Origin of the sequence: Bacteroides sp. D55t1_190419_B8, from assembly GCF_015558905.1 — a bacterium.
Taxonomy (GTDB): domain Bacteria; phylum Bacteroidota; class Bacteroidia; order Bacteroidales; family Bacteroidaceae; genus Bacteroides; species Bacteroides vicugnae.
Window position 1 is genome coordinate 42,891 of the sequence record NZ_JADMOU010000034.1, and the last position, 18,062, is coordinate 60,952.

13 protein-coding genes, 2 tRNA genes and 1 pseudogene are annotated in these 18,062 nt (G+C 43.4%); 7 read left to right on the forward strand and 9 right to left on the reverse strand.

Translation table 11 applies throughout. The features are described 5' to 3' along the window. Positions 1 to 162: 162 nt before the first annotated feature. Complete coding sequence (locus I2I13_RS21050) at positions 163 to 1,827, reverse strand: putative transporter (protein ID WP_195650425.1); 1,665 nt, start codon at positions 1,825 to 1,827, stop codon at positions 163 to 165. A gap of 261 nt (positions 1,828 to 2,088) precedes the next feature. Further along, on the reverse strand, positions 2,089 to 2,532 hold the full coding sequence (locus I2I13_RS21055) for a hypothetical protein (RefSeq protein ID WP_195650426.1): 444 nt from the start codon (positions 2,530 to 2,532) through the stop codon (positions 2,089 to 2,091). Positions 2,533 to 2,746: 214 nt separating this feature from the next. Between I2I13_RS21055 and I2I13_RS21060 the strand changes: the two genes are divergently transcribed. From I2I13_RS21060 to I2I13_RS21075, 4 genes are all read left to right on the forward strand, one after another. Then, positions 2,747 to 4,321, forward strand: coding sequence for an AAA family ATPase (locus I2I13_RS21060; RefSeq protein WP_195650427.1), 1,575 nt, complete (start codon positions 2,747 to 2,749; stop codon positions 4,319 to 4,321). Further along, positions 4,296 to 5,723: a VWA domain-containing protein gene (locus I2I13_RS21065; RefSeq protein ID WP_195650428.1), complete on the forward strand. Its 1,428-nt coding sequence runs from the start codon at positions 4,296 to 4,298 to the stop codon at positions 5,721 to 5,723. Before I2I13_RS21060 ends, I2I13_RS21065 begins: the two co-directional genes overlap by 26 nt. A gap of 429 nt (positions 5,724 to 6,152) precedes the next feature. After that, positions 6,153 to 6,239, forward strand: a tRNA-Ser gene (locus I2I13_RS21070). Between the two features lie 66 nt (positions 6,240 to 6,305). Further along, a tRNA-Glu gene (locus I2I13_RS21075) sits at positions 6,306 to 6,380 on the forward strand. A gap of 149 nt (positions 6,381 to 6,529) precedes the next feature. Here the strand turns inward: I2I13_RS21075 and I2I13_RS21080 are convergent. Continuing rightward, entirely contained in the window at positions 6,530 to 7,267 is a 738-nt protein-coding gene (locus tag I2I13_RS21080; protein WP_148367340.1) for a DUF3845 domain-containing protein, read from the reverse strand. Between the two features lie 106 nt (positions 7,268 to 7,373). On the opposite strand from I2I13_RS21080, the gene I2I13_RS21085 reads away from it, so the two are divergent. Continuing rightward, the gene (locus I2I13_RS21085; protein ID WP_074559707.1) at positions 7,374 to 7,958 is read left to right on the forward strand and encodes a Crp/Fnr family transcriptional regulator; all 585 of its coding nucleotides are present in this window, start codon (positions 7,374 to 7,376) and stop codon (positions 7,956 to 7,958) included. Positions 7,959 to 7,960: 2 nt separating this feature from the next. On the opposite strand, the gene I2I13_RS21090 is transcribed toward I2I13_RS21085, so the two are convergent. From I2I13_RS21090 to I2I13_RS21100, 3 genes are all read right to left on the reverse strand, one after another. After that, positions 7,961 to 8,863, reverse strand: a complete 903-nt coding sequence (locus I2I13_RS21090; RefSeq protein WP_074559709.1) for a helix-turn-helix domain-containing protein — start codon at positions 8,861 to 8,863, stop codon at positions 7,961 to 7,963. Between the two features lie 93 nt (positions 8,864 to 8,956). Next, positions 8,957 to 10,699, reverse strand: coding sequence for a bifunctional UDP-sugar hydrolase/5'-nucleotidase (locus I2I13_RS21095; protein ID WP_195650429.1), 1,743 nt, complete (start codon positions 10,697 to 10,699; stop codon positions 8,957 to 8,959). Beyond that, on the reverse strand, positions 10,696 to 12,624 hold the full coding sequence (locus tag I2I13_RS21100) for a HAMP domain-containing sensor histidine kinase (protein WP_074559723.1): 1,929 nt from the start codon (positions 12,622 to 12,624) through the stop codon (positions 10,696 to 10,698). The genes I2I13_RS21095 and I2I13_RS21100 overlap by 4 nt, the downstream gene beginning before the upstream one ends. Positions 12,625 to 12,742: 118 nt before the next feature. Between I2I13_RS21100 and I2I13_RS21105 the strand changes: the two genes are divergently transcribed. After that, entirely contained in the window at positions 12,743 to 14,875 is a 2,133-nt protein-coding gene (locus I2I13_RS21105) for a Tex family protein (RefSeq protein ID WP_148367346.1), read from the forward strand. Here the strand turns inward: I2I13_RS21105 and I2I13_RS21110 are convergent. Then, complete coding sequence (locus I2I13_RS21110) at positions 14,847 to 15,743, reverse strand: CPBP family intramembrane glutamic endopeptidase (RefSeq protein ID WP_195650430.1); 897 nt, start codon at positions 15,741 to 15,743, stop codon at positions 14,847 to 14,849. The two genes, I2I13_RS21105 and I2I13_RS21110, sit on opposite strands and share 29 nt — an antisense overlap. A 103-nt stretch (positions 15,744 to 15,846) precedes the next feature. Between I2I13_RS21110 and I2I13_RS21115 the strand changes: the two genes are divergently transcribed. Continuing rightward, positions 15,847 to 16,896, forward strand: a complete 1,050-nt coding sequence (locus I2I13_RS21115; RefSeq protein ID WP_195650431.1) for a leucine-rich repeat domain-containing protein — start codon at positions 15,847 to 15,849, stop codon at positions 16,894 to 16,896. 61 nt (positions 16,897 to 16,957) lie between these two features. Here I2I13_RS21115 and I2I13_RS21120 read toward each other — a convergent pair whose 3' ends face one another. Together I2I13_RS21120 and I2I13_RS21125 are read right to left on the reverse strand one after the other, a co-directional pair. Next, positions 16,958 to 17,419: a hypothetical protein gene (locus I2I13_RS21120; protein WP_195650432.1), complete on the reverse strand. Its 462-nt coding sequence runs from the start codon at positions 17,417 to 17,419 to the stop codon at positions 16,958 to 16,960. A gap of 19 nt (positions 17,420 to 17,438) precedes the next feature. Then, positions 17,439 to 18,062: pseudogene (locus tag I2I13_RS21125) on the reverse strand (RHS repeat-associated core domain-containing protein); the annotation flags it as partial.

Here is an 18,062-nt window from a genome sequence, read left to right on the forward strand (position 1 = left end):
TATTATTCATTGACAACTTACCATTTAGTAACTCAAAAAAGGAATTTATTAACTCCTCTCCTTTTCTAGTTACAAATTTATCTATTTTAAACGATTCCTGATTAAGAAATGACTTCTTTTTATTTACAAATCCATCATTTCTCAATTTTCAATTCTCAATTCTCAATTTAACAAGAACATCAACAACACTTGAGCGATAATTACCCGCAGGAACATACACAGCGGATAAACAGTCGCATAGGCTACGGATGGATTGTCGCTGGGAATGGTATCGTTCACATAGTTCAGTGCCATCGGATTTGCCATACTTCCGCACAACATACCGGATACAGTACCGAAATCAATCTTCATCATCTTGAAAGCTACAAACCCGACCAACACGGTTGGAACAATAGTCAATCCGGCCCCCAAAGCGATCCATAACAAACCTTCCGGACGGAATACGGTGTCAAAAAAATGAGCTCCGGCATCCAGTCCCAGACAAGCAAGATACATGGAAAGCCCCAAGGCACGCAGCATCAGATTCGCACTACGGGTGGTATAGGTAATCATGTGTATCCGCGGTCCAAAAGTTCCCAGAAGGATACCAACGATAATCGGTCCACCCGCCAATCCCAGCTTCACAGGAGTACTGACACCCGGAAAGGAGAAAGGAATAGCTCCCAATGCCAAGCCAAGTACGATGCCGATAAACACAACAACCAGATTGGGTTCTTTCAAACTTTTTACAGCATTTCCCAATACCTTCTCCACATTCTGAATAGCAGCAGCCTCTCCCACTACCGTCAGGCGGTCTCCTAATTGAAGTACCAATCCCGGAGTAGCAAGCAACTGCACACCCGACCGATACACGCGGCTGATGTTAATCCCATAATGGTTTCTCAACCGGAGTGACCCGAGTTTCTTACCATTCAGTTCGGGACGGGTAACGACAATACGCTGCGAAATCAATTCACTATCAATCGCATTCCAGTCAATGTCCTCTTTATTCCAATCCGTATTTTCCTGTTCACCAAAAAGCACGGTCAAGGCCAAAGCATCTTTCTCCGCAGTTACCACCAGCAAACGGTCACCTTCCTTCAATATCTTGTCAGAAGTCGGAATACTGACATGTCCGTCACGCCATAAGCGGGAGATGACAAACTTCGGGTAGCTCATGCGAGCTATATCCTTGATACTTTTATTGAAAATAGCAGGATTGTGTACTTGAAACGCTGCAATGTAGGTTTTGTTCGCATCGTCTTTCTCTTTTATCTCCAAGTCTTCTTTGCGAACCAACACTTTGCGAATTAATAAAACGGCAAGGATTACCCCAACGACCCCCATCGGATAGGCTACCGCACATCCTAAAGCAGGAGTACTGCTGTCCATTCCCATCTGTTTCAGCGTCTGTTGTGCAGCTCCCAACGCCGGAGTATTCGTGGTTGCTCCACAGAGGATACCGACCATATCAGGAAGAGAGACGCCTGTTGCATAACTGGCTACCACCGTCAACAAGGTTCCCAACAGAACAACTCCCATTGCCAACATATTCAATGTCACCCCTCCTTTACGGAAAGAGCTGAAGAAACCGGGACCGACTTGCAAACCGAGAGAATAAACGAAAATGACCAGTCCGAAACTTTCTGCGTAGTTCAACATCTGCGGATCGACCGAAAGCCCGAGATGTCCGGCAAGGATACCTGCAAAAAAAACAAAAGTGACTCCCAGGGAAACTCCCCAGAAATGCACTCTTCCCAAGCCCAGACCAATGGCAGAAATCAGTGAAAGTACCACAACAGCCTGTAAGGCAGAATGTTCGATAAATAGACTATATAACCACTCCATGTATATAAAAACTAATAGGGCGCAAAGATAAAAACTATTTAGTCCGGTTCAAAACTTTTAAGCTTTCATTTCACGCCCTATTGATACCCTGATTCATATATCCTGAAATCTTATTGATTCCCCTTTTACTTCGTTACCTATTATTTTGTTCCTAATAACTATCCTATTTCTATCTTAACTTCCTTATCCTTCTCTTTTCACCTGCATCTTGTTATCCTTCAAACGATCTTTTCCCTCTGTTTCTTTCCTCTTTATCTTTCATCATTTCCCCTGAAACTCTACAAAGTTATTTCGTCCGTCCAGATAACCGCTTAACCTGTTTCCACCGATGTACACATCATCCAGGTATGAAACATCATTCGGTCCGTATGACATACGAATGGAAGTCTGCGCATAATTCTCCCAGCTCCAACGGAAATTATATTCATATTGCTCTACTGCTCCGTTAGGATATTCCACCCGTATATAGTCAATTCCCGTACGATCTAAAAAGAAGTCCAGTTCCTGACGGCAATAGTTACCGTCCATGTCCCGGTAGAAACTAACCCAAGTACGACTACATAAATCAGCCGAACGATTATAGTACCCTGCACCATTATGATCATCATCATAGAAACTATCTATTTCCACTTCGCAAGAGGTAAAACTTACCATCAATACGGCCATCAAAGCCAAACCGAAGTATTTAAATGTGTTCGTTTTCATATTCCTTTATTTTTAACGGTTCTCTAATTATTATCTATCATTAATCTTTCGATAGAACAAAAGTAGAGAATGAATTTTCCTTATGAAACTGAAAACTCCTACTTATCGGGAGGAAATTGCCTAAATCTGTGGGTAAATCCCCCCCAATGAAGTCTATTTCAAAGAATTCTTGTATCTTTGCCTCCTGCTAACAACACATGAAATCATCTGTCGCATGAAGTCAATCAAATCCCATATCACCCAACTACTGAAATCCCTCAATGAGGGAGTATTCGAAAAAGAACATACCATCGCACTCTCCCTATTATCTGCCATGGCAGGTGAAAGTATCTTTCTATTGGGCCCTCCGGGAGTAGCCAAGAGCTTAGTGGCGCGCAGGCTCAAACTGGCATTTAAAGATGCGGATGCTTTTGAATATCTGATGTCCCGTTTCAGTACACCGGATGAAATATTCGGTCCCGTGTCCATCTCAAAGTTGAAAGATGAAGATACATACGAACGTATTACACAAGGATACTTGCCGACAGCATCAATTGTCTTTCTGGATGAAATATGGAAAGCCGGTCCTGCCATCCAAAATTCTCTTTTGACGGTAATCAATGAAAAGATATATCGCAACGGACAATTTACGGTGCGTGTTCCTCTGAAAGCGCTGATTGCCGCATCCAACGAACTACCCGCAAAGGGTGAAGGACTGGAAGCCTTATACGACCGTTTCCTGATCCGCCAGTTTGTGGGATGCATTGAACAGGAATATGCTTTCGACCAGATGATCTCTTCTACACGGGAGGTAGAACCTGAAATCCCCGCAAAACTCCAGGTAGACGATGAATTATACAATCAAATACAAGCTGAAAGTGAGAAAGTAGGTATTCACTATACCATCTTCGAGCTGATTCACAATATCAAACGAGAAATCGAACAGTACAATACGGGACGGGATGAAAACACCCCTCCCATCTATATATCCGACCGCCGTTGGAAAAAAATAGTAGGTCTGCTCCGCACCTCGGCCTATCTGAACGAATCGCCGGGGATTCACTTCTCCGACTGCTTGCTGATGAGTGCCTGCCTGTGGGATGAAGTTTCGCAGCTCCCCATCATCGAAAACATAGTGGAACAGTCGATTGCACGGGGAATCAACACCTATTTATTGGGAGAAAAACGGCTGGAACAGAAACTGGATACGTTGAAAGAAAACATGAAGTCCGAACACAGCTTACGGGAACTTAGCGATCCGGGAATCCAGGTCGTAGATACCTTCTATCATCGCATAGAAGGTTACCACATTGCCGGAAATTTACTCATCTTTGCTTCAGATTACCAGTCTTTGAAGAAAGACAGTAACCGGCTGTTTTATATCCAGCAGGATAAATTCCGTCCGGTCAACAAAATCCTGAAAGCCTACGATTTTGTAAAGAACAGAAATATCGCACAAAAGAATATTTATTCCCTCCGAAAAGGAAAACGATCCGTTTTCATCAACAATCAGGAGTATCCACTACTATGTTATGACAATTGCGAACCTTTGCCAGCACAGCAGGACGACAGCACTCCGTTCGAATTTACATTGCAGGAAGTAATAGATTTACTTCAGCAAATGGAAGTAGAATATAAAACAATCTCCGAGCGGGAAACAGCATACACCAAGGAACATCTTTTCTTAAGTTCATCGCAAAAAAGCAAGATTAAGCGAATCTTGGGAGAGACTGCACATATCATAGAGAACTACCGGAATGAACTTCGCATCATCGCTCATGCCCATGAACAAGAGAACAGAGAGTATTAGGCTCAAACACCTGCAAGACATTTATTACGAAAAATTGCAGGGAATAGCCTATGATGTATACAACGAACAACTGCACAATCAGATTATCCGTCCCGAAGAACTGGATGCGGACATTCACCTATATTTTCGTCACACACAACCCTCCCTGCAAGATTTCTACTCCCGCTATGCATCGCAATGGGAATACTTTCATGAAATGAATGAAGCATCGGACGCAAAGTTTCTTCAATTCCTGAAAAACAGCGCATACCCCTTCTCCATGAAATATCACCTGGTAGACCTCAACGTAAAATACTATCTCCAACGTTTTGATGTAATCAGCCCGCGTTCCAAAGAATGGAAAGCGTTGCGGACTCTCTTTTTCGACAAGTGGCATACGCTGCTCTCGAACAATGAGTTCAACTATCAGATGGAACATATCGAGCAACTCTGTGAGGATTTCTACCGCATTCAACTGTCATTAGCCAAAAATCTTCCGGTACGCGGTGGCTCACGCCTCGTCTGGCTGCTTCGCAATCATAAACAGATAGCGGAACAGATTTTAGAATACGAAGAAACGATCAAGCGGAATCCCGTTATCCGCGAACTGGTAGAAATCTTAGGCAAGAAACACCAAAGTAGCCGGAAACGTTTCAAAATGACCGCAGGTATTCATCGGGAACAAATTATATCTCACGCCACCCGAAGCGATATTGCAGGCATTTGTGAAGGTAATGATTTGAATAGTCTTCTCCCTCTGGAATATTGTTATCTGGCGGAAAAGAGCCTGCAACCCGTATTTTTCGAGCGTTTCATAGAGAAGAGACTACAAGTCATCGATTATCAATCGCACGAGAAGCAAACCATCAATGATAAGAAAACAGCAGGAAATGAAGTTTCCGAAGAAGCTGAAGGCCCTTTCATCGTTTGTCTGGACACTTCCGGTTCTATGGCAGGAGAACGGGAAAGAATCGCGAAATCTACTCTACTTGCCATTGCCGAATTGACAGAAGTACAACATCGGAAATGTTACGTCATCCTTTTCTCCGATGATATCGAGTGTATTGAAATAACCGATTTAGGAAGTAGCTTCGACCGCCTTGTCGATTTCCTAAGCCAATCTTTTCATGGTGGAACAGATATGGAACCGGTCATCACGCATGCTCTGCGAAAAATCAGCGAAGAAGGATATATGGAAGCAGACATCATCACCGTATCGGATTTTGAGATGCGTCCCGTCGATAAACTGCTATCCCGGTCCATAGAACATGCAAAAGCAAAACAGACAAAGATGTATGCCATTTCTTTAGGAGGCAAAAGTGCAGAGACCAGTTATCTGAAATTATGTGATAAATATTGGGAATATAGTGTTCAAAACGCTGAAAATCTTAATAAAAATAGAATTGAAGAATCAAATATTTAATCAATGTTATAAAACATCTCTTTTTTCTTGTTTTATTTGCAAATTCACCAGAAGTCCGTATATTTGTACTGTGTTTTTCATAGTATTAGATTTAAGGTTAACAAAAGATTGGCTGTCTGGGATAGATAGCCTTTTTTTATGCCCTTTTCCAAGGTTAAATATACCGTCACTATCCAATCCCGATGATTACCCTATCCCATGAAGATACCGTCACTATAATGAACGGATAGCGTCAATATGTTTCAAGTCGTCCGCTCATCGATAAAATTTAAAAGCTTTCGAAAAAAAAATTCCTCCGTTTAACATTTGAAACATAGCAGGTTATCTCATTTTACAAAAAACAGGTAAAAAAAATCTTGCTAAAAGATTTGCGTAGTCCAAAAGTTCCCCCTATATTTGCACCGCATTTGAGAGAGAATGCGGGTTCAAGGAAGTTTGGGTGAGTGGCTGAAACCACCAGTTTGCTAAACTGACGTACTCGTAAGGGTACCGGGGGTTCGAATCCCCCAGCTTCCGCAAAATCTCAAAATAAAAAAGAGCTAAGTTTTGTAGACTTGGCTCTTTTTAAATCTATCAAATTCCGGTGGGTTCGTCTAACGGTTAGGACACATGCCTCTCACGCATGTAATACGAGTTCGATTCTCGTACCCACTACCACTTGATTATCAGCCTCTTACAAACAAGTAAGAGGCTTTTTTATTGCCTTATATCTATATCAAAGTATCGTTTTTAGGCGTTATAAATGGGTATTATTAAAGAAAATGGTGCAAATTTTGCGTAAATTTTCATCTTGCATTATTATCGCGCTATCCCATTAATGGACTCTCTTTTTCTTTATAGATCTCGAAGTAAGATTCCTTATCAATCCTCAACCGGACTCTGTCCTCCCTTTTCTGACCTGCCAGATTCACAAACAGATTGAAATACAGTTGGCTGAAAGAAAGGTTGGAACGATCATAAGTTATATCGAACGTCCAAGTTCTGCGGAAAGAATCGAACGTAGCATACGATTGTTCACCCCCTTTACACATAAACACTTCCGGGAAAGACGTAGGAGGATAAGGCTGGAATAAGCCGGCTAATTGAGCATAAATATAATCAATCATCCATTCATCTCCTGTTAAGGTCAATTCTCCTTTTAAACGGAGTTTGATGGCATAACTGGCAGTCACGTCGGGCGAAGTATAAACAGGGACCTGGCTTTCTGCCGGATAGTTGCCGTCTTTATATCCAAGACTCATCGTTAGTTTGGATTGACCGACACCATTAAAACCACTCACCTCCTGATCAGTCAACCGGTTTCTCAGACTAACCATAAATGTCAATTTACCGAGCGTCGGATCACCCGGATATTGCGCGAGCGTGTCCAGTACATAATCTTCGGTATTATAACTACGGGCTATCAAATCACCCTTTCCAGCCTCCAAAGCCGGACCGCCTCTTTCCACATCCACGTTGCCAACCGGATAATAAATAGCATCATTATCCCTTACACAACCACTAAAACAGAACAGCAACACTGCCAACTTTATTATCTTATTCATTATCAACTACATTTTGATTTTGCGGACAAATATACATCTTTTTTGTACCACACATGATTTATGTCAACCGTTTTTAGTATTTTTGCACACACCAAGACAAAAAGACATGGATACACTATTAAGAGATACCGTAAATGCTGTTGTTAATTCCCGCTTTCCGGAAATGAGCATAGAAGGAAGACGGCAGATAGAAAACATATTGATCCGTGAAGAATTTCCCAAAGGAGCAATAGCGCTGAATGAAGGAGAAGTAGCTCACGAACTCGTTTTTGTTGGCAAAGGTATGCTTAGGCAGTATTATTACAAAAATGGAAAAGACATAACCGAACATTTCTCATACGAAGGCTGCATCGTGATGTGTATCGAAAGTTTCTTGAAACAAGAACCTACGCGGCTGATAGTGGAAACTCTGGAACCTTCCATCATTTACCTATTCCCCCGTGATATGATACAAAAGTTGGCAAGAGAAAATTGGGAGATCAATATGTTCTACCAGAAGATACTGGAATACTCCCTAATCGTATCGCAGATTAAAGCAGACTCCTGGCGTTTTGAATCCGCCCGCGAACGCTATAACCTCCTGCTCGAAACACATCCGGAAATCATCAAACGTGCACCTTTGGCGTACATCGCCTCCTATCTTCTAATGACACCGGAGACATTAAGCCGTGTACGTTCCGGTGTTTTATAAATTTAGCGGCTTTTCCGGTATTCCTTAGGAGACATACCGGTGTAATGTTTGAAGTATTTTCCAAAGAAAGACTGGTTTGCAAAATTCAGCCGGTCGGCAATCTCTTGTATATTCATACTTGAAGAATTCAGAAGTGCTTTCGCCTCCAGAATCACCAATTCGTCAATCCACTCTCCCACTGTTTTCCCACTGACCTCTTTCACTACTCCCGAAAGATGCTTCGGTGTCAGACATAACTGATCGGCATAGAATTTCACACTGCGTTCAGACTGGTAGGACTCTACTAAAAACTCATAGAAACGTTCAAAAATATATTCTTTCCGACTTTTATTCTTCACTGTGACAGTATTGGCAGGTACATGGTTATTAAGAATATTATACAGTTCGAAAAAGAACCCCTGCATCAATCCCATCACAACCTCTTTACGGTACACCCCCTCCTTATTTCTCAATCTCTTCCTGATAAACATATGATATTCCTTCACAACCTCCTGCTCGTGCGAGTGAAGGGCGAGACACGGATAGTCTTTCAGATAGAGAAATAAGGAAAGCACATTCCCTATTTTAGGCAACACCTCCAACATATTCTTTGACACAGCAAAAAATATTCCCTTAAAATCGGGACTAAAGCACCGCTGTTCAATAATCTGGCTGGGCAACGCTATCACCATCAATCCGGGAGACAACTCAAATTCACGCAAACTAATATTAAATGCACCAGTACCTTCCAGGCAAAGCCCTACAGTCAGCACTTCCAGTTTGGTAGGTCCATTATACAATGATATAACGCTCTCCGTATCGAAAAGTGCTATATCATTATCCATAACATCAATATGGTCGGCATCTATATGTTTGGAATGAACTACCGAAGAAATACCTATTTTAGGAACACTCTGAATATCCATACTCTCTCTTTTTTGCGACAAATATACCAGCATTTAATCAGATACACAAGCCATTCAGGAGTATTATCGGACATAATGAACACTTTTGACTACTTATTGAACAGACCGGAATAGATATTCATAATCACGTCTGGCAGCCGGCACTGTCCATTTCTCCGGAACAAACTTCCACTGATTCAGGGCTTTGGGGTCCATCTTACCTTTCTTTTCGATATAATTCATCAAATAGAAACGAAGGTCTTTATCCGTAGAGAAAATAATACGGTCTTTCAATTTCTCCTGCGGAATACCCGATCCTTTCGTCAACAGTTCTCCACCGCCATTACCACGATAAGAATTTAAGGCCACTTTATATATCTTATCCATACGGAAAGGAGAACCGTCGGCCATACTCGTAATCGTAATCTTTTCTCCCTGCGGTTTAGTCACGTCCACCGTATAAATAATGCCGGAAGCCGAGTCGAAATTAAAACTGAAGTTCCGGAAAGAAGCCCTGTCTTCCGCACCTTCCCGAGGTTTCTCCTTGAACCAGAGCAGATGATCTTCCGGTGACTTCATCCGGTTCGTCCACATATAATAAGACATCTCCAGAAAATCCTTAATCTCCTTCCCGGACAACGTCATCACGTACAACATATTCTCGTACTTATATAAGTTGAACATATCACTGACAAACACATCCCCCTTCTTTATCTCCGCATCAAACGAAAGCGGAGCGGCAAAAGAGATGTCAGCTCCGGTAATGTCGAGCTGTAAGGTATGTATCAAGTCGATAAAAGCGGAAGGACCGAAGAAAGCAGGACGAGTAGAGATACTCTCGGTAAAAGTTCCGATCTTCTTGGATACAAACTTCTGCACCGCCTCATATTGCGGAGCAAAATACTTCATGAAATCCTCGCTGATTCCGTAAGTTTCCGTCTCCGTCAACTCCCCCTTGATATCCTTGCTCTGCACCTTTCCATCTTTCAATTTCAAGGTCACATCGATATTAGACAATACAATTCCATTGCTGGCCGGATCGATAATCAACACCGAATCTCCGGCCACGTTCATCACCTTCTTACATTCGCGGGCATGATCGTGTCCCATCAATACAATATCGAATCCCGGGACATTCTTCGCAACGTTGAGAGAAGCATTCTCATTGTATTTACCCGACATTTTGAAAGCCTCCTGTCCGGCATGAAACAATCCGATCACTACATCGGGATTCTCTTTTTCATGGATAATCTTCATCCATTTGCGTGCCGTCTCTTCCATATCGTCGAAACGCAACCCTTTCCACAGATTTTCAGAAAGCCATGCAGGGATGGCAGGAGTAATCATACCCAATATCACAATCTTCACGCCATCACGTTCCAACACCTTATAAGGAGCCAGATGGGGCTTTCCCGTAGACGTATCAATGATGTTGGCACCCAACACAGGGAAGTCACAAGTGGCTATCCAACGGTCGAACACGGCACGCCCCGTTTCCACATCATGGTTTCCCATATTGCCGGCATCATATTTCATATAATTCATCATTTCCGAACAAAGATGAGGAGACACCGTATCTATATAATTATAGTAATAGGCAGTAGGCTGTCCCTGCAAAACATCACCATTATCCAGCAATATCAGATTCTCTTTATACTGTTCGCGCTCTTTCTGCACGAAAGAATAAATTCGTGCCAGACTCCCCTTCCACTCGTGACGGGTTATAAAATTGTACGGATAATAATTACCATGTACGTCACTTGTTTCCACAATCTTCAGCTTCACCACCTTTTCCTGCGCCGCAACAGACAGTACGAGACAGAAAAGCAAGCCATAAATAAATCCTATTCGTTTCATTCTTTTTCTATATTTAGCGGATGCGAGAATACGAACCGTGCCCCACCGGTATAGTCAGGGTCGATCCATATACTTCCTCTCCATTTATGCACAATCAATTTACAGATAGACAATCCCAATCCGGTTCCCTGGGCATACTCATTCAATTTTTCAAAACGCTCGAACACAAGTCCCTGTTTTTCTTTCGGGATGCCGCATCCGGTATCCGTTACCGAGAAAATAGCCATTTGCTTTTCCTCATTCACAGAAAAGTCCAATGTAATCTTCCCGCCTTTCGTAAATTTGTCAGCATTGGACAGCAGATTAATGATTACCTGTTGCATACGCTGCACATCCGTCACCATCCGGAAAGTTTCAAAAGAGGTGGAAAACAAAAACTGATTATCCGACGACTGCCGTGAAAAACTAACAGAGGCAACCACCTGACTACACAATTGCACCACATCACATTCCTCCCACGTCAAAGTCACCCGGTTGGCCTCCAGACGTGAAAGATCGAGAATATCATTAATCAGACGAAGCAACAAATCCGAATTGGTTTTGATAATCTGATAATAAGACTGCTGTTCATCCTCCGTGCTATCACCCATTGCCAGTACATCCGAGAAGCCGACAATCGAGTTCAACGGTGTCCGTATCTCATGACTCATATTAGCAAGGAAAGCACTCTTCAGACGATTAGACTCTTCCGCCCTGTCTTTCGCTACACGCAAATCCTTCTCCGATTTCAGAAGCTCGTCTTTCAAACGTTTCGTACGGAAATAATAGAAGAGAGAGATACATAAGCCAAGTACCAGAATCACGAACAAAGCACAAGCAGACCATATCTGATAAGTATATTGCTGATAGAACGAAACCGACTGGTTGACAAGCTGCACTTTAAAAGGCAACACATTCGGGTGCAGCCCCCACTCTTTCACCTTCCGGCTATCCAATACCGCTTTGCAGCCGATGACCGAAAGATGCTTTTCCGTATCCTCCGGATGCTGATCCATCCGTATAGATTCCAGAGCCATTTCTCCTCCCACTTTCCGATAATCGGGCAGCACTCCTCCTATCGCCCAATAACCGAGGCTCACCGATGAAGGAGTAAAAGCCGGGATGGTAGGAGTAGCTTCCATCATGGCATACGTAGCATTTCGCATGAAATACCCTTCGTTCATGTCCACACGCCACGTTCCCACCAAGATAACTGTGTTTTCGGGCAGCTGTCTCAATTCCTCAACGATGGTATAAATAGAATGTGTCCGGCCATCCATCAGAATCAAATCCAGATCGGGGAAGTTCTTCATTTCTTTTCGCACCAACGCTTGCATGGTCACCCCGCCATAAGTATTGTCCGAGATAAAAGCAATGTGTTTCGTTTTCGGGTAGAAAGCTTGAATCATGCGGATATTACCTTCTATATTATATTGGTTGATAAATCCCGATTCCAGTTCGGGAATATCCAGATGATCCTCAAATATATCGATAGATTCGGGCATCCAGCGATCAAGGTTTTTCACCGTATCTTTCGGCAATATCACCACATTGCTACTGGCCAGACTGCACATCACAGGCACTTTCACCTGCATTTCATCCCTCTGCGACAAATAAGCAGCCCATGCCTCCTGTCCCAACAGGATAATTTGCGCCGGATGCTTTTCCCCCTGATATTTAGCCAGAATCTGCGTCATCATTTCGCTCCATAACGGAGCTTCCGAGAAGCTTTTACAGTTCATGTTTTCGATGATAATGTCGCGCTGTCCCCCCAATTTACTATATTCATCCATATAATCGGAAATAGTGACCGAGGTTTGATGCGCAGCCGGATTATAGGAGCAAATAATCAGAATAGGTTTCTTATCTTTAGAGACAGCCAATACTTCCGTTGACTGCAGAAGCCAAAGGAAACAGATAAAAAGATATCCAAGACGTCCCAGCATAATCATGCAGTTTTGATGTGTTAATTCATTAATTAAGTTGCAAATATAGTAAAACTTGTCGGGTTTAGCAGATTAATATGTATTTTTGTCGCTCATTTACTCTCAAAAAATACAAATTATGGAATTATTTCACAAGATGATTTCCGGTTTTTTGGGTATACCGGAAAGACAAATAAGTAGTACACTCCATCTTTTGGGTGAAGGTGCTACGATTCCCTTCATCAGCCGTTACCGTAAAGAAGCCACCGGCGGACTGGATGAAGTGCAGATAGAGCAAATCAAAGAGCAACACGATAAGTTGTGCGACATAGCCAAACGGAAAGAAACGATTCTCGGCACCATCAACGAGCAGGGAAAACTGACTGCCGAACTGGAGAAACGTATCAACGACACTTGGAATCCTACGGAACTGGAAGACATTTATCTTCCTTATAAACCCAAGCGGAAGACACGTGCCGAAGTAGCCCGCCAGAAAGGGTTGGAACCGCTTGCCATCCTCCTGATGTTGCAAAGGGAAAACAACCTTAGCGCCAAGGCTGCCTCCTTCGTGAAAGGAGACGTGAAAGATGTGGAAGATGCCCTGAAAGGCGCCCGTGACATCCTTGCAGAGCAGGTGAACGAAGACGAACGTGCCCGCAACGCGGTACGTAATCAGTTCAGCCGTCAGGCAGAGATTAGTGCCAAATTGGTGAAAGGAAAAGAGGAAGAAGCAGCGAAATACCGGGATTATTTCGATTTCTCCGAAGCACTGAAACGCTGCACGTCCCACCGCCTGTTGGCCATCCGCCGGGCAGAGTCGGAAGGCCTGCTGAAAGTATCTATCCAACCCGACGACGAGGCATGTATCGAACGCTTGGAACGTCAGTTCGTACGTGGCAACAACGAGTGTAGCCAGCAGGTGGGCGAAGCTACGGTCGATGCTTACAAGCGTCTGCTCAAGCCCTCCATCGAAACAGAATTTGCCGCTCAATCCAAAGAAAAAGCCGATGAGGAAGCGATTCGGGTATTCACCGAGAACCTCCGCCAACTTCTTCTCGCCCCTCCATTGGGACAAAAACGGGTGCTCGCCATCGACCCCGGATTCCGTACGGGATGTAAAGTCGTCTGCCTCGATGCGCAAGGCAATCTGTTACATAATGAGAATATCTATCCGCATCCTCCGGTGAACAAAACAGGAGAAGCTGCTTCCAAACTCCGTAAGATGATTGAGGCCTATCAGATAGAAGCCATCTCCATCGGCAACGGAACGGCAAGCCGTGAGACAGAAGATTTCATCAACAGCCAGAGCTTCGACCGTCAGATACCCGTGTTTGTAGTCAGTGAACAGGGAGCTTCCATTTATTCGGCTTCGAAGATTGCCCGCGACGAGTTTCCCGATTATGACGTAACGGTGCGTGGAGCAGTCTCCATCGGCCGCCGCCTGATGGACCCGTTGGCAGAATTGGTGAAGATAGATCCTAAATCCATCGGTGTAGGTCAATACCAGCACGATGTAGACCAGACAAAGCTGAAAAAAGCACTCGATCAGACCGTAGAGAATTGCGTGAACCTGGTCGGCGTAAACCTGAATACGGCAAGCAGCCATCTATTGACTTACATCTCCGGACTGGGACCGCAACTGGCTCAAAACATCGTCAACTACCGGGCGGAAAACGGAGCTTTCGGTTCGCGGAAAGAATTGATGAAAGTTCCGCGCATGGGCGCCAAGGCTTTCGAACAGTGTGCCGGATTCCTCCGCATCCCCGGAGCCAAGAATCCGCTGGACAACACCGCCGTGCATCCGGAAAGCTACCACATCGTAGAGCAAATGGCCAAAGACCTGAAATGTACCATCGACGAACTGATAGCCGACAAGGAACTCCGCCGGAAGATTAACATCTCCGCCTACATCACCCCTACCGTCGGCCTGCCCACCTTACAGGACATTCTGCAGGAACTCGACAAGCCGGGACGTGACCCGCGTAAGGCTATCAAAGTCTTTGAGTTCGACAAGAACGTGCGCACCATAGCCGATTTGCGCGAAGGAATGATTCTTCCGGGCATCGTAGGCAACATCACCAATTTCGGGGCGTTTGTCGATATAGGTATTAAGGAGAACGGACTGGTGCACCTCTCGCAATTAGCGGAACGGTTCATTTCCGATCCGACGGAAGTGGTATCCATCCATCAACACGTCATGGTCAGAGTGATGAATGTAGATTATGACCGGAAACGGATTCAACTTAGTATGATCGGGGTACCGCAAGACTGATTGCTTCTCTTTTTTCTCCCCACCACACGATCAGAATCGTAAAAACAATCATAAGTACTGTGCAAATGAGCGAGCCTTCAAAACCGAAGGCTCCGCCATTCAGTACGTTTTCTTCGGGCATACGCAAAGTCAGCATGCTCGTCGTGAAATTATTTCCGCTTACCTGATAACCCAGAATCGGACCCTGAATCCAATTCCAGAAAAGATGAAGAGAGATAGGGAAACACAGATTACGGGTATATAGATAGGAAGCACCCAGCAGCATACCGGCAAGCAATAGATTTAGCATCGGCAGGAAAGCTATTTCCGGATTAAAGATATGCATAAACGCGAATAATGCCGACGAGATGAAGAGTGCCAGGAATTTATTCATATTGGTATGAAGCAGACGTCCGAGGATATAGCCGCGCATCAGAATTTCTTCAAACAACGCCACTAACAGGAAAAACACCCACGACCCCAATAAATCCAACGGCTTAAACTGGAAACCGGTGACTTCTATTTCTCCCAAAACAACAGAGATTCCGAAACCCAGCAAATAGAGCAAGATTGCCACCAAGAGACCATACCACAGTCCGTTGGCATGTCCTTTTAGGGAAAGTCCCAAATCAGAAAACGGACGACGTTCGAGACGAAGCAAGATGACGGCGGCAGTAAGAACGGCCAAAAGCATACCGGCCTCCACGAAAATATACCCTACTACTCCCGGATGGCGAGCCTCCACTCCAAGAACCAACGACAGGCCTCCGCTGACCAATGTCCCATACAATCCAATAAATATGAAAAGTACCACAATAAACAGCGGGATACATGCCCACACAGGAAGTCTTTTGGGTTCTTTCTTCCCATCTATGTTGTCTGCCTCCATTTTTACAATTTGTTAATCCGGCTACAAAATTAGATATAAAACATAAAAAAACATCATGTATTCTCTATTTTTCCTATATTTGTCAGAACAAATCTACAAAATTATGAAAATTAAACTACTATTGATAAGTTTCTTACTGGCCGCTAATGCATTAGGAGCCGCCGCCCAAGTGAGTAAGACGTATTATGTGAGTAAGCCCGGTACGCTGATTTCCATGATGACTGAAGAGGAAGCCAACAGTGTCACCCACCTCACACTGACCGGAAAACTGAATGCAGAGGACTTCCGGCATCTCCGTGACGAATTCGATAATCTGAAAGTATTGGATATTTCGAACGCGGAAATCAAGATGTACAGCGGAAAAGCCGGTACTTATCCCAATGGAAAATTCTACATTTATATGCCAAACTTCATCCCTGCCTATGCTTTCTCGAATGTGGTAGGCGGAGTGACCAAAGGTAAATCCACACTAGAAAAAGTGATCCTTTCCGAGAAAACGAAGAATATCGAAGATGCTGCCTTCAAAGGCTGTGAGAATCTGAAAATCTGCCAGATCCGGAAAAAGACAGCTCCCAACCTGCTGCCGGAAGCATTGGCAGACAGTGTTACCGCCATCTTCGTTCCTTTGGGCAGCAGCGACGCTTACCGCTACAAAGACAGATGGCAGAATTTTGCTTTCATCGAAGGTGAACCGGTTGAGACTACCCTGCAAGTGGGTGCAATGGGTAAACTGGAAGAAGAGATCCTGAAAGCCGGACTGCAACCCAGAGACATCAACTTCCTCACCGTTGAAGGGAAACTGGATAACGCTGACTTCAAACTTATCCGCGATTATATGCCGAATCTCGTATCGGTTGATATTTCCAAGACAAATGCAACGGCTATCCCCGACTTCACTTTCTCGCAGAAGAAGTATCTGCTGAATATGAAATTACCTCATAACCTGAAATCAATCGGACAGCGTGTATTTAGTAATTGCGGCCGTCTGTGCGGCACGCTGGAATTACCGGCCAGTGTAACGGCTATCGAGTTCGGCGCTTTTATGGGATGCGATAATCTTCGCTATGTATTGGCTACGGGGGATAAGATTACAACGCTGGGAGATCACTTGTTCGGGGAGGGAGTTCCGAGTAAGTTGGTTTATAAGAAATAAAAAAGAATTACCCTGATATAAATAATTAGTTAGTTATTCATATCAGGGATAAACAATCATCTTATCTAGTATGAGATTCCTTCTTTACAGCTTGCTTCTTTTTGCTAGCTTCATCCAATGAATACGCATTCGCTCTCACCGCCATCCGATATCCGAGAAATATTCCCAATAAAAGTAACATTAGATAATCAAATAAAACAGATACCCGATCTAAATAAAAAATTGCATACGCTCCAAAAACATAACAATAGACTTGCATTATTATTTTATCTGATTTCAAATAAAATGTCCGAATGATTCCTTCTTCTTTCAATGGTCGTTTAGGAGTCCGTATATAGGGAAATAAATAACTCATCATTCCGCCTATTAATGTAATCGCCCAAAAAATTAAGAATATTATCTGCACACTGGATGACAGATAAGGAATCTTATATATATAAGGCAAGAAGATACGATAGGCAATTAGGATTATACTACCTAACAAAGCTGTTTTTTCATATATTGCTATTAAAAGATATCTCATATATTTACAAATTAAAAGTTTATTTTCCAATCAAAATACTCCTCCCATATAGTTGGACCATATATTTCTTTTTTTCTACTTTTTTCGTATGGACTTCATAAGAATCTTGTGACGGGTCAGGGTTGGTAACGTCTAATGTTTCCTTCGATAATGTTCCTATAGCCCCAAGAATCAAACCTACCATTGTTTTCTTTCCTCCATCTTTTGGATTTCTTTTCGGAGCCGGATCACCATTAGGCATCATCCCCGATACGTTAGTATCAATGCTTTTTGCAACATTCGCCTGATTCCTATCCAGTTCTTCTTTACTTTTCCTTTCTCTATTCCGCTGATGCTCATATTCCGGACTGATAGCATTCTTCGCTTGATAGTATAAAAGAGTACCAAAAGCGTAAGACATCTTAGGAGTATCTGTTATTATTTGTCCAACTTCTGCAAACTTTCCTGACGCATGTCTCATTATTTGTTGATCCGAAGGCAAATTATAACTTTGAGGATACGTTATCGGAGAATAGAATGGAAGAGGTGCATAAGGCATTGGAACAGGTATTACTTGCTTTCCATCTGGGTCAATATATTTAATTGTATTGTTCTGACAATAAACATACACGCTCCAACTATAATCCTTATCCGCCATCGGATC

Coding starts and splice junctions, on each gene's coding strand:
- I2I13_RS21050 (WP_195650425.1), bottom strand. CDS start 1,827: ATGGAGTGGTTATATAGTCTATTTATCGAACATTCTGCCTTACAGGCT.
- I2I13_RS21055 (WP_195650426.1), bottom strand. CDS start 2,532: ATGAAAACGAACACATTTAAATACTTCGGTTTGGCTTTGATGGCCGTA.
- I2I13_RS21060 (WP_195650427.1), top strand. CDS start 2,747: ATGAAGTCAATCAAATCCCATATCACCCAACTACTGAAATCCCTCAAT.
- I2I13_RS21065 (WP_195650428.1), top strand. CDS start 4,296: ATGAACAAGAGAACAGAGAGTATTAGGCTCAAACACCTGCAAGACATT.
- I2I13_RS21080 (WP_148367340.1), bottom strand. CDS start 7,267: ATGAATAAGATAATAAAGTTGGCAGTGTTGCTGTTCTGTTTTAGTGGT.
- I2I13_RS21085 (WP_074559707.1), top strand. CDS start 7,374: ATGGATACACTATTAAGAGATACCGTAAATGCTGTTGTTAATTCCCGC.
- I2I13_RS21090 (WP_074559709.1), bottom strand. CDS start 8,863: ATGGATATTCAGAGTGTTCCTAAAATAGGTATTTCTTCGGTAGTTCAT.
- I2I13_RS21095 (WP_195650429.1), bottom strand. CDS start 10,699: ATGAAACGAATAGGATTTATTTATGGCTTGCTTTTCTGTCTCGTACTG.
- I2I13_RS21100 (WP_074559723.1), bottom strand. CDS start 12,624: ATGCTGGGACGTCTTGGATATCTTTTTATCTGTTTCCTTTGGCTTCTG.
- I2I13_RS21105 (WP_148367346.1), top strand. CDS start 12,743: ATGGAATTATTTCACAAGATGATTTCCGGTTTTTTGGGTATACCGGAA.
- I2I13_RS21110 (WP_195650430.1), bottom strand. CDS start 15,743: ATGGAGGCAGACAACATAGATGGGAAGAAAGAACCCAAAAGACTTCCT.
- I2I13_RS21115 (WP_195650431.1), top strand. CDS start 15,847: ATGAAAATTAAACTACTATTGATAAGTTTCTTACTGGCCGCTAATGCA.
- I2I13_RS21120 (WP_195650432.1), bottom strand. CDS start 17,419: ATGAGATATCTTTTAATAGCAATATATGAAAAAACAGCTTTGTTAGGT.